This window comes from Pararhodobacter sp. CCB-MM2 (assembly GCF_001691415.1).
In the GTDB taxonomy this organism is placed as follows: Bacteria; Pseudomonadota; Alphaproteobacteria; order Rhodobacterales; family Rhodobacteraceae; genus Pararhodobacter.
Genome location: NZ_LRRR01000030.1, coordinates 41,054 through 51,650 on the forward strand (window position 1 = coordinate 41,054; position 10,597 = coordinate 51,650).

Below are 10,597 nucleotides of genomic sequence, written 5' to 3' on the forward strand. Positions count from 1 at the left end.
GATGGGCTCCGACCGCGCCTCCGCCGACTTAGCCCTCGAGATGATGGCCGGCGCGGGCGAGGTCTCGGCCCGGCGCATGTTCGGCGAGTTCGGCGTCTATCTGGACGGCAAGTTCGTGGGCGTGATCTGCGACGACATGCTGTTCCTCAAGAACACGCCCGGCGGGCGCGCAGCCTTTCCCGAGGGCGAGTTGCTCCCGCCCTATGAGAAGGCCAACCCCTACCTGCTGGCAGCGCCGCTGCTGGATGACCCGGACCGGCTCTGTGCCGTGGCGCGGGCGGTCTGGGACGACTTGCCCGTCCCCAAACCCAAGACACCGAAAAAGAAGAAGACCCCATGAGCTGGATCACCTCGACCGCCGAGCTGGAAGCACTATTCGGCACCCCGCCCGAGGCCGCGACGGTCAAGGTCACCCGCCGCCTCACCCCGGCCTACCAGCGCTGGATCGAGGCCTCGCGCTTTTGCTTCCTGACCTCTGTCGGGCCTGAGGGCACCGACTGCACGCCGCGCGGCGACGATGGCCCCGTGGTGCAGGTGGCCGACCCCGGCACGCTGCTGATGCCCGACTGGCGCGGCAACAACCGGATCGACACGCTGCGCAACATCGTCCGCGACCCGCGCATCTCGCTGGCGTTCATGGTGCCCGGCTCGAACACGGTGATCCGTGTGAACGGCACGGCCCGGCTCTCGACCGATCCGGCCCTGTGCCAACGCTTTGAGCAGAAGGGCCGCAACCCCCGGCTGGTCATGGTAATCACGATCGCCGAGGTCTATTCGCAATGCGCCCGCGCCCTGCTGCGCGCGGGCCTGTGGTCGCGAGACGACAGCGCCGGGCTGCCCAGCCCCGGCGACATCCTGTCCGAGATCACCGAAGGCGCCTTCGACGGCGCGGCTTACGACATCGCGTGGCCGGCGCGGGCGGCCGACAGCATGTGGTGACGGCGCGTCCGGCCCAGCCGCCACAGGCCAAGGCCGGTCAGCAACAGGCTGACGCCACTCAGCGCCATGCGGATCTCGTTGAACAGCTGCCAGCGGCCTGAATACTCGGACCAGACCAGAGCCGCCTGCGCGCGCTCAATCGGGACTGCAGTCGCGGCGAGGGCTTCGTTCAGGGGCACGTTCACGGTGACCGTCAGCATCAGGGCGCCGACGAAATAGACCACCGCCGCAACCCCGAACAGCCACGCCGCCCGCCGGTCGGCCGCCATCGCCGCCGAGGCCGTGAACAGCAGCACGAAGGGTGTGCCGAAGAACACCGGCGCGAAGGCGGCGTTGCGGACCGAGGCATTCATCGCCTGCATCGCCTCGATGGCGACCCGGGGATCGGCTGCGTCGAGCCCCCACATCGTCGATACGGTCCAGGCGTAGAAGAAGCCGAAGATTGCGCCGGAAAACAGAAGCGCCACGAAGCCAAGCGGCGTCGCCATGCGCGCGGGGATGGAATCGGGAAAAGACATGGGGCCTCACTGCGTCAGAAGCCCCTTGAACGCGACAGGGCCCGCTTTCCGTCGCCGGAAGCGGGCCCTGCCATGGGGTGCCGGGATCAGACCGAGACGGCGCCGCCGCCACCATCGATCCGGTAATAGGCCCCGGTGATGAAGCTGGCCTTGTCGGAGGCAAGGAAGACCATCAGATCGGCGATCTCCTCGGCCTCGGCATAGCGGCCCAGCGGCACCGAGGATTCGAACTGCTTGCGGGCCTCGGCCTCGTGGCCCTTCGCGGCATTGGTCTCGATGGAGCGCATCATCTGCGTGTCCACGCCCGAGGGGCAGACGGCGTTGACGCGGATGTTGTCCTTGGCCACTTCCAGCGCCGCCGATTTGTTCAGGCCGATCACCGCGTGTTTCGAAGCGACATAGGCGCTCATGCCCGGCGCGCCCAGCAGACCGCCGTTCGAGGCGGTGTTCACCACGGCGCCGCCGCCCTGTTTCTTCATCTGCGCCAGCACGTATTTCAACCCGAGGAAGACGCCGATGACGTTGACGTTCAGCACCTTCTGATAGTTCTCGACCGCCATTTCGGTGATCGGGGCAAAGTCGCCGTTGATGCCGGCGTTGTTGACGAAAACGTCGATGCGGCCGAACTTGGCCACGGTCGCGTCAACGTAGGATTTGACCTCGACCTCGTCGGCCACATTGGCAGTGAGCAGCAGCGCATCGAGGCCCTCGGCTGCGCTCTCCAGCGGTTCGCGTTTCAGGTCGACCAGCGCCAGCTTGGCGCCTTCGGCCGCGAAGGCCTTGGCGGCGGCGATGCCGATCCCCCCGGCGGCGCCGGTGATCAGAACGACCTTATCCTTGAACAACATCTTGATACTCCTTGAATTTCCGGAAGCCAACGCGCGGGGCGCCAGCTTCACTCAAGGATCTATGCGCGGCCTCAGCCGGTCCAAGGGACAGAAATGCACAGCCGCCCTGCACGCCGCGCACTGGACGGCGGGCCTGCGGGCGCTAAGCCGAAATCGTCAGGGGATCAGCTTGCGGCGGATGCGGTCGACCTTGGTGCCATCGGACATCGGCACATCGCGCAGGATCTCGTAATCCTCGAAACCCATCTTCGCGTAATAGGCCAGCCCCGGCACATTGTCGGCCCGGATCGTCGCGTTCAGCACCGGGAGGCCCAGCTCGCGGGCCTTCGCACGGGTCGCCGCGAACAGTGCCGTGCCCGCGCCCCGCACCGGAGGTTCGCGGCGGGTGAAGCTGGCGATATCGCCCCAACCCTCGGGCAGCGCAGGGTTCGCGTTCAGCACCTGAAAGCCGACCGGTTCGTCGCCCTCGAGGACCGTGTGGCAACACAGAACGGTCTTGCCGCCCAGATGCTTGTCGAACAGCGCGTCAGGCGTGAACGGAGTTTCATAGGCCGTGGTACCGCCTGCGGCGATGATGTCATTGAGGATGGCTGTCAGGGCGGGGGCATCCTCGGCGCGGGTCGGTCGGACAGTCACGGTCATAGCGGCCTCAGGCTAATTTCAGCGCCGTGATCCCGGCCACGATCAACAAGATCCCGGCAATCTTGAACGCATTGATGGCCTCACCGAACCAGATGACGCCCAAGATGGCCACCCCCATTGCCCCGATCCCCGTCCAGACGGCATAGGCGGTCCCGGCGGGCAGATCCTTCAGGGCTTGCGCCAACAGGAAGAACGACGCGGCTGCGCCGACGATGGTCACCACCGTCGGCAGCGGGCGTGAGAAACCGTCGGACGCCTTGAGGGCCAGTGCCCAGATCACCTCAAGGATCCCCGCGAGGGCCAGAAGACCCCAAGGACCCAAGATGCTCGTCACGCAGCCAAACCCTTCCGGCCCATGTCGAGGAACTTCTTGCGGCGCGCGGCGATCAGCTTCTCGGCCGATTTGCCGTCGAACTTGGCCAGCGTCGCGTCCAGCGCCTTGCCGACGGCCTCGATCGCCGCCTTGCGGTCGCGCTGAGCGCCCCCGCGGGGTTCGGCGATGATCTGATCGACGACGCCCAGCTTCAGCAGGTCCTGCGCGGTCAGACGCATGGCCTCGGCGGCCTCGCGCATCTTCTCGGCATCCTTCCACAGGATCGAGGCGCAGCCTTCCGGCGTGATCACCGAATAGACCGAATGCTCCAGCATCAGGATCTTGTCGGCCGTAGCCAAGGCCACCGCGCCACCCGAGCCGCCCTCGCCGATCACCACCGAGATGACCGGCACGCCGACCTGCAGGCATTTCTCGGTCGAGCGGGCGATGGCCTCGGCCTGACCGCGTTCCTCGGCGCCCTTGCCGGGATAGGCGCCCGGCGTGTCGACGAGAGTGATCACCGGCAGCTTGAAGCGCGCGGCCAGATCCATCAGGCGGATCGCCTTGCGGTAGCCCTCGGGGCGGGCCATGCCGAAGTTGCGCTCGATGCGCGACTTGGTGTCCGAGCCCTTCTCCTGACCGATCACCACGACAGCGCGGTCATTGAGACGCGCCAGACCGCCCATGATCGCATGGTCATCCGCGAAGTTCCGGTCGCCGGCCAGCGGCGTGAACTCGGTGAACAGCGCGTCGATGTAATCCTTGCAATGCGGCCGGTCCTGATGCCGCGCGACCTGACATTTCCGCCAGGGCGTGAGGTTCTTGTAGAGGTCGGTCAGAAGCTGCTCGGCCTTCTTATCAAGGGCCTCGGCTTCCTTTTCGACATCCATCTCAGGGGTATTGCGGGCCATGGCGCGCAACTCGGCAGCCTTGCCTTCGATCTCGGCGAGCGGCTTTTCGAATTCCAGGTAGTTCATTCGGCAACACCTATTGGGACGTGCTCTATATGCATCGCCCCCTGCCCTGTTGCAACCGGGTCGCCGTTCGGGCGGCGGAGGATGCTTGCGGAGGCCTGCGCAAGGACTATTTTAACATTTGTCACGCAGAAGGGTGAGACGATGATCCGCTACAGCTTGAAATGCGATCAGGGACATGGGTTCGAGAGCTGGTTTGCCTCGGCCTCGGCCTTTGATGGCTTGCTGAAATCGGGTCATCTGAGCTGCCCGCATTGCGGCGGCACCAAGGTCGAAAAGGCGCTCATGGCCCCCTCGGTCGCCAATGGCCAACCGGGGCCCGAGGCTGACGCGCCCTCCCCCCTCGCGCCGCAAAAGGGCGGGATCGAGGAGAAGATCGCCGCTCTGCGCAAGCATGTGGAGGCGAATTCAGACTACGTCGGGCAGGATTTCGTCCGCGAGGCCCGCGCGATGCATCTGGGCGAAAGCCCTGAGCGCGCGATCTGGGGCGAGGCCAAGATCGACGAGGCCCGCGCGCTGGCCGAAGAAGGCGTGCCGGTGGCTCCCCTGCCCTTCATGGGCAAACGCCAGAGCAACTGATCCCCTGATCGAAATGCCGGGCGCCAGTTAGGCGATTGTTTACCAAACATCGACAAACTGGCTAGAACTTGGCTCAATGTTGCCACAATCCAGCGGCTTTCTGAGACCAACGCAACCCCGCAGAGGTCAGGAGTCGCCATGACGCATTTCGATACCCGCCAGCTTCGTCGCACGGCCGCCATCGATTGGGTGATCCCCGCCGCTGCCGCCTTGGGTGTTGCGCTGGCCGGGCTGGCCGCCCTGCATTCCGGCGCCCCTTTGTCTGAGGAAGCGCCGGTGATCTCGCAGGCCTCGATCCTGCCGGTCGCGGGTATGGCTGCCCCGGGCTCGCCCCGTGTGGCTGTGGAATTGGGCGCGGCCCATGGCGCGGTGGAGCGGTGCGATGCCGTCACCGGCCAATGCCGCACCCTGCCCGTCGAGGATCGTCTCTACCGTATGACGGACGGCACCGAATGGACCGCCCGCACCGCCTTCGATGACCAAGGCCGCATCGCCTATACCTTGTGGTATGACCACGACGGCGCGATGGTCGGCACCCCGCGCGGGCTGTAATCCGCACAACACCCGCGAAAACCATGGGATCGGGGCGGAATCCCGCCCTGTGGGCCGCCCTGCGACCCTTGCACCAGCCGCAACCCGCGCGTAAGAGAAGCGCGCGCTGCACAGGGGGTGCGGCACCGTCTTGCGGGGGTGATCATGCCGATCCTGGTGATGAAATTCGGCGGAACGTCGGTGGCCGATCTGGATCGGATCGCCAACGCGGCCGAGAAGGTGAAACGCGAAGTCGAACGCGGCTTCGATGTCATCGTCATCGTGTCGGCCATGTCGGGCAAGACCAACGAATTGGTCAAATGGGTCAATGACACCTCGGGCTGGTACGATGCGCGCGAATACGACGCCGTCGTCTCGTCGGGTGAGAACGTGACCGCCGGCCTGATGGCGCTGCGCCTGCAGGAAATGGGCGTCTCGGCCCGCAGCTGGCAAGGCTGGCAGGTTCCGATCAATACCACCTCGGCCCATGGCGCCGCGCGGTTCGAATCGATCCCGCGTGAGAATATCGACGCCAAATTCGCCGAGGGCTTCAAGGTCGCCGTCGTCGCCGGCTTCCAGGGCGTGTCGCCCGAAGGCCGGATCACCACGCTGGGCCGCGGCGGTTCGGACACCACGGCCGTGGCCTTCGCCGCCGCCTTCGACGCCGAGCGTTGCGACATCTACACCGATGTGGACGGGGTCTACACGACCGACCCGCGGATCACCTCGAAAGCCCGCAAGCTTGAGAAAATCAGCTACGAGGAAATGCTGGAACTCGCGTCGCTGGGCGCCAAGGTCCTGCAGACCCGCTCGGTCGAACTGGCCATGCGCTACAAGGTGCGCCTGCGCGTGCTGTCCTCGTTCGACGAAACCGATGAAACGTCCGGCACCCTGGTCTGTGCCGAGGAGGAAATCATGGAATCGAAAGTCGTCTCCGGCGTCGCCCATTCGCGCGATGAAGCCAAGATCACCCTCTTCACCATCGAGGACCGCCCCGGCATCGCCGCCGCGATCTTCGGCCCGCTGGCCGAGGCCGGTGTGAACGTGGACATGATCGTTCAGAACATCTCCGAGAAGGATTACGACGACAGCCACCCCGGCGCCGTCACCGACATGACCTTCTCGTGCCCCGTCGATCAGGTCGCCCGCGCCAAGAAGGCGATGGAAGAGGCCCGCGACGCCGGCAAGATCAAGTACGACGAGCTGATCATCGACACCGATGTGGCCAAGGTCTCGGTCGTGGGCATCGGCATGCGCAGCCACGCCGGCGTCGCCGCCAAGATGTTCGAGGCCCTCTCGGGCGAGAACGTCAACATCAAGGTGATCGCCACCTCCGAGATCAAGATCTCGGTGCTGATCGACCGCAAGTACATGGAACTGGCCGTGCAGACCCTGCACGACGCCTTCAGCCTGCATCAGGCCGGCTGACATGTCTGGGGCAACGGCCTCGGCCGTCGCCCGCAAATGCGGCAAAGGCGCGGGGCGTCGTGGTTTTCCACCGCCCGCCCCCGCGCAAAGCCGTTTCCATTCTGCCCAGAGTTGATCTAAGGTCCAGTGTCGCAGACCCCCATGGACAGGACAGCCGACCTTATGCAGGACCGTAGCGAAAGCGAGAGCCGCCGCCTGCTGCGCCGCCTGCGCGACACGCTGGCCGAACCGGCCCGCGGGCAAGAGCGGCTGGACCGCATCGTCGGCATGATCGCGGAATCGATGCGCACCGATGTGTGCTCGATCTACCTGTTCCGCGACCGCGAGACTCTCGAACTTTGCGCCACCCGCGGTCTGAACCCGGAATCGGTGCACCGCACCCGCATGCGTCTGGGCGAAGGTCTGGTCGGCCGCGTCGCCCGCACCGCCAGCATCGTCAACACCGCCGATGCGCCGTCCGAGAAGGGTTTCCGCTACATGCCGGAGACCGGCGAGGAGATCTATTCCAGCTTCCTCGGCGTGCCGATCCAGCGTCTGGGCGAGAAGCTGGGCGTTCTGGTCGTGCAGGCGCGCGAGGCCCGGGCCTATTCCGACGACGAGGTCTATGCGCTGGACGTGACGGCGATGGTGCTGGCCGAGATGACGGAACTCGGCGCCTTCACCAGCGACGACACGCCGATGGCCACGCCGCACAAGCACCCGGTGATGATCCGCGGAGGGTCGGGACAGGAAGGCACGGCCGAGGGCCAGGTCTGGCTGCACGAGCCCCGCGTCGTGGTGACGAACCTCGTCAACGACGACCCCGAGGCCGAGTGCGAGCGTCTGCGCGCCGGGGTCGAGCGGTTGCGCGTCTCGGTGGACGACCTGCTTCAGGCCGCTTCGCTGTCGGACAAGGACCACCGCGACGTGCTGGAAGCTTACCGCATGTTCGCCAATTCCCGCGGCTGGCTGCGCCGCATGGAACAATCGATCGAAAGCGGCCTCTCGGCCGAAGCCGCTGTCGAGAAGGAACAATCCGAAGCCCGTGCGCGCCTTCAGCTTGTCCCCGACCCCTATCTGCGCGACCGCCTGCATGACCTCGACGACCTGTCGAACCGCCTGCTGCGCATCCTGACCGGACAGGGCCGCGACACCGGCGCCCAGATGCCGGACCGCCCGATCCTCATTGCCCGCAACATCGGCCCCGGCGAGCTGCTGGAATACGGCAAGCTGTTGAAGGGCGTGGTGCTGGAAGAGGGCTCGGTCGGCTCGCATGCCGCTGTTGTGGCCCGCGCCTTGGCGATCCCGCTGGTGGTCCATGTCGAAGGGGTGACGACCGAGGCCCTGAACGGCGACTCGATCATCGTCGACGGCGATGAAGGCGTGGTTCACCTACGCCCGGACGCCGGTGTCGCCGCCGCTTTCCGCGACAAGATCGTCATGCAGACACAGGCGGCCGAACGTTTTGCCGCCCTGCGCGACCGCCCCGCTGCGGACCGCAACGGCACCCGCGTGGCGATGATGATGAACGCGGGCATCATGGCCGATCTGCCCTCGCTGAAGGGTTCCGGCGCCGAGGGCGTCGGCCTGTTCCGCACCGAGCTGCAGTTCCTGCTGCGCAACTCCATGCCCCGCCGTTCGGACCTTGCTGCGCTCTACGCCCGCGTGCTGAAGGCGGCGGATGGCAAGCGCGTGGTGTTCCGCACGCTGGATATCGGCTCGGACAAGGTCATGCCCTACATGAACCGCCCCGAGGAGCCGAACCCGGCGATGGGCTGGCGCGCGGTCCGCGTGGGTCTCGACAAGAAGGGCGTCATGCGCATGCAGCTGCAGGCGCTGATCCGGGCCTCGAACGGCAAGCCGCTGACGGTGATGTTCCCGCTGGTGGCCGAGATGTCGGAATTCACCGCAGCGCGCGAGCTCTTGCTGCGTGAGATCGAGCGTGAGGCGCATCTGGGCCACCCCCTGCCTGAGAAGGTCGAGGTGGGTGCGATGCTGGAAACGCCCAGCCTCGCCTTCGCGCCGGATGCCTTCTTCAAGATGGCCGATTTCGTTTCCATCGGTGGCAACGACCTGAAGCAGTTCTTCTACGCCGCCGACCGCGAGAACGAGCTCGTGCGCCGCCGCTACGACACGCTGTCGCTGAGCTTCATCACCTTCATCCAGAAGATCGTGAAGCGCTGCGAGGATAACGGCACGATGCTCAGCTTCTGCGGCGAGGATGCCGGTCGCCCGATTGAGGCGCTGGCCTTCGCCGGTGCCGGCCTGCGCCGCCTGTCGATGCGCCCTGCCGCCATCGGCCCGGTCAAGGACTTGATCCTGCGCGCGGATTTCGCCGAGGTCGCGCAGATCATCGAAGACGCCAAAGCCTCGGGCGAGGAAACCCTGCGCCAGCGTCTGGTGGATTACGTCCGCCGCCTTCCGATCAACTGACGTCCCAGCGCGTCACATCGCCCTGAACGCCGTCCCATCCGCCAGGCTGCAGCTCCAGCCCCAGCACACGCTCGGGGTTGGTTGGCGGCGGCATGACGACGCCCGGCAGTTTCTCGAAACCGAAGCGGCGGTAATACGGATAGTCGCCAACCAGCATCACCCGCTCCCAACCCAGCTTCCGCCCCCGGCGCAGGCTTTCGCGGATCAGAAGCCCCGCCAGCCCCTCGCCCTGCCGCGTCGGGTGCACGGCAACCGGCCCCAGCAGCAGCGCCCGCGCGCCACCCACCCGGATCGGCCAATAGCGGATGACGCCGGCCAAGGCCTCGGTCTCGTCCCACAGGCACAGGCACAGCGGCCCCACGGGCTTCACGTCATCGCGCAAACGGTACGAGGACAGCGCCGTCCGACCCGGCGCGAAGCACAGGTCATAGAGGGCCTCGACCTCCCACCAATCGGCGGGTTCTTCCTGCTCCAGATCCACGCGCGCCTCCAAAATCCGGGCGCGTCGGCCCGTGTCTGGACTCGGCCCTAGCATGCGTTAAATCCAAGATCAAATACCCCGGTTATCCCAACGGCACCCGGCCAAGCCCTGAAGGAATCGCATGTTCTACCGCCCCGAAGATGGCCACGGCCTGCCCCACAACCCGTTCAACGCCATCGTCACGCCCCGCCCCATCGGCTGGATCTCGACCCGCGGCACGGACGGATCCGAGAATCTCGCGCCCTATTCCTTCTTCAACGCCGTCGCCTATGTGCCCCCGCAGGTGATGTTCGCGACGACCGGCACCAAGCCCGACCGCGAGGGCGGCAAGGACAGCCTCGCCAATATCCGCGAGACCGGGGTCTTCTGCGTGAACGTGGTCTCGAAGGCGCTCCTGATGGCGATGAACACCACCTCGGGGCCCTGGGAGAAGGAGGTGGACGAATTCCGCCTCGCCGCGCTGGAGCGGGCCGAATGCGACACCATCGCCTGCTCGCGTGTGGTCGAGGCCCCGGCCTCCTTGGAATGCCACGTGACGCAGATCGTGCCGCTCGCCGGCAAGGCCAACACCATGGTCATAGGCGAGGTCACCGGCATCCACCTGCATGACGCCTGCCTCATCGACGGCCGCTTCGCCTATGAGACCTTCACCCCCGTCGGCCGCCTCGGCTACCGCGATTACGCCTATGTCACTGAGACCTTCGAGCTCGCCCGGCCAGGCGAAAGCTGACACCGCGACCGAGAGGGCTTGCCGCCCCCTCGGGCTCCCCCGCGAGGAATTGCAAAAAAGGGAGAGAGGGGCCCCCCCCCTTGTCTTAAATACACACCTTTTCCCCAGCCACAAAACTCCATTCCCCCTTGCTCCTATAAAAAACCACCAGCCCACGAGGCTAAGGAAGAAATCTCATGACCGCTTTTGTTTTTAAAAAAAA

13 protein-coding genes are annotated in these 10,597 nt (G+C 66.0%); 7 read left to right on the forward strand and 6 right to left on the reverse strand.

Annotation, left to right across the window (positions count from 1 at the left end; translation table 11 throughout):
• The first annotated feature begins 1 nt into the window (after position 1).
• On the forward strand, positions 2–340 hold the full coding sequence (locus tag BCY78_RS20180) for a TfoX/Sxy family protein (RefSeq protein WP_068305446.1): 339 nt from the start codon (positions 2–4) through the stop codon (positions 338–340).
• A complete protein-coding gene (locus BCY78_RS20185) occupies positions 337–939 on the forward strand; it encodes a pyridoxamine 5'-phosphate oxidase family protein (protein ID WP_068305448.1) in 603 nt (200 codons plus the stop codon). The genes BCY78_RS20180 and BCY78_RS20185 overlap by 4 nt, the downstream gene beginning before the upstream one ends.
• Here the strand turns inward: BCY78_RS20185 and BCY78_RS20190 are convergent.
• The 5 genes from BCY78_RS20190 to BCY78_RS20210 form a co-directional block, all read right to left on the reverse strand.
• Positions 894–1,457, reverse strand: a complete 564-nt coding sequence (locus BCY78_RS20190) for a DUF1772 domain-containing protein (RefSeq protein WP_068305450.1) — start codon at positions 1,455–1,457, stop codon at positions 894–896. The genes BCY78_RS20185 and BCY78_RS20190 overlap by 46 nt on opposite strands.
• Positions 1,458–1,543: 86 nt before the next feature.
• Positions 1,544–2,305: an SDR family NAD(P)-dependent oxidoreductase gene (locus BCY78_RS20195; protein ID WP_068305452.1), complete on the reverse strand. Its 762-nt coding sequence runs from the start codon at positions 2,303–2,305 to the stop codon at positions 1,544–1,546.
• Positions 2,306–2,461: 156 nt separating this feature from the next.
• Positions 2,462–2,947: a GNAT family N-acetyltransferase gene (locus tag BCY78_RS20200; protein WP_083195196.1), complete on the reverse strand. Its 486-nt coding sequence runs from the start codon at positions 2,945–2,947 to the stop codon at positions 2,462–2,464.
• 7 nt (positions 2,948–2,954) lie between these two features.
• Positions 2,955–3,281, reverse strand: coding sequence for a multidrug efflux SMR transporter (locus BCY78_RS20205; protein ID WP_369808716.1), 327 nt, complete (start codon positions 3,279–3,281; stop codon positions 2,955–2,957).
• Positions 3,278–4,237, reverse strand: coding sequence for an acetyl-CoA carboxylase carboxyltransferase subunit alpha (locus tag BCY78_RS20210; protein ID WP_068305454.1), 960 nt, complete (start codon positions 4,235–4,237; stop codon positions 3,278–3,280). Before BCY78_RS20210 ends, BCY78_RS20205 begins: the two co-directional genes overlap by 4 nt.
• A 141-nt stretch (positions 4,238–4,378) precedes the next feature.
• On the opposite strand from BCY78_RS20210, the gene BCY78_RS20215 reads away from it, so the two are divergent.
• The 4 genes from BCY78_RS20215 to ptsP all read left to right on the forward strand — a co-directional run bounded on the left by BCY78_RS20215 (position 4,379) and on the right by ptsP (position 9,184).
• Positions 4,379–4,813, forward strand: coding sequence for a DUF1178 family protein (locus tag BCY78_RS20215; RefSeq protein ID WP_068305457.1), 435 nt, complete (start codon positions 4,379–4,381; stop codon positions 4,811–4,813).
• 138 nt (positions 4,814–4,951) lie between these two features.
• Positions 4,952–5,365 carry a hypothetical protein gene (locus tag BCY78_RS20220; protein WP_068305458.1) on the forward strand — a complete coding sequence of 138 codons (414 nt, stop codon included), beginning with the start codon at positions 4,952–4,954 and terminating at the stop codon, positions 5,363–5,365.
• Positions 5,366–5,509: 144 nt separating this feature from the next.
• A complete protein-coding gene (locus BCY78_RS20225) occupies positions 5,510–6,772 on the forward strand; it encodes an aspartate kinase (RefSeq protein ID WP_068305459.1) in 1,263 nt (420 codons plus the stop codon).
• A 162-nt stretch (positions 6,773–6,934) separates the two neighbouring features.
• Positions 6,935–9,184, forward strand: a complete 2,250-nt coding sequence (gene ptsP / locus BCY78_RS20230) for a phosphoenolpyruvate--protein phosphotransferase (protein ID WP_068305461.1) — start codon at positions 6,935–6,937, stop codon at positions 9,182–9,184.
• Here the strand turns inward: ptsP and BCY78_RS20235 are convergent.
• Positions 9,177–9,719, reverse strand: coding sequence for a GNAT family N-acetyltransferase (locus BCY78_RS20235; RefSeq protein ID WP_068305463.1), 543 nt, complete (start codon positions 9,717–9,719; stop codon positions 9,177–9,179). The genes ptsP and BCY78_RS20235 overlap by 8 nt on opposite strands.
• Positions 9,720–9,786: 67 nt before the next feature.
• On the opposite strand from BCY78_RS20235, the gene BCY78_RS20240 reads away from it, so the two are divergent.
• Complete coding sequence (locus tag BCY78_RS20240; protein ID WP_068305464.1) at positions 9,787–10,395, forward strand: flavin reductase family protein; 609 nt, start codon at positions 9,787–9,789, stop codon at positions 10,393–10,395.
• The last annotated feature ends 202 nt before the right edge of the window (positions 10,396–10,597 follow it).

What these genes read in the sequence shown, in the direction of transcription:
- BCY78_RS20185 (WP_068305448.1), top strand. Translation starts at nt 337, where the DNA reads ATGAGCTGGATCACCTCGACCGCCGAGCTGGAAGCACTATTCGGCACC.
- ptsP (WP_068305461.1), top strand. Translation starts at nt 6,935, where the DNA reads ATGCAGGACCGTAGCGAAAGCGAGAGCCGCCGCCTGCTGCGCCGCCTG.
- BCY78_RS20215 (WP_068305457.1), top strand. Translation starts at nt 4,379, where the DNA reads ATGATCCGCTACAGCTTGAAATGCGATCAGGGACATGGGTTCGAGAGC.
- BCY78_RS20235 (WP_068305463.1), bottom strand. Translation starts at nt 9,719, where the DNA reads ATGCTAGGGCCGAGTCCAGACACGGGCCGACGCGCCCGGATTTTGGAG.
- BCY78_RS20225 (WP_068305459.1), top strand. Translation starts at nt 5,510, where the DNA reads ATGCCGATCCTGGTGATGAAATTCGGCGGAACGTCGGTGGCCGATCTG.
- BCY78_RS20195 (WP_068305452.1), bottom strand. Translation starts at nt 2,305, where the DNA reads ATGTTGTTCAAGGATAAGGTCGTTCTGATCACCGGCGCCGCCGGGGGG.
- BCY78_RS20190 (WP_068305450.1), bottom strand. Translation starts at nt 1,457, where the DNA reads ATGTCTTTTCCCGATTCCATCCCCGCGCGCATGGCGACGCCGCTTGGC.
- BCY78_RS20200 (WP_083195196.1), bottom strand. Translation starts at nt 2,947, where the DNA reads ATGACCGTGACTGTCCGACCGACCCGCGCCGAGGATGCCCCCGCCCTG.
- BCY78_RS20180 (WP_068305446.1), top strand. Translation starts at nt 2, where the DNA reads ATGGGCTCCGACCGCGCCTCCGCCGACTTAGCCCTCGAGATGATGGCC.
- BCY78_RS20210 (WP_068305454.1), bottom strand. Translation starts at nt 4,237, where the DNA reads ATGAACTACCTGGAATTCGAAAAGCCGCTCGCCGAGATCGAAGGCAAG.
- BCY78_RS20240 (WP_068305464.1), top strand. Translation starts at nt 9,787, where the DNA reads ATGTTCTACCGCCCCGAAGATGGCCACGGCCTGCCCCACAACCCGTTC.
- BCY78_RS20220 (WP_068305458.1), top strand. Translation starts at nt 4,952, where the DNA reads ATGACGCATTTCGATACCCGCCAGCTTCGTCGCACGGCCGCCATCGAT.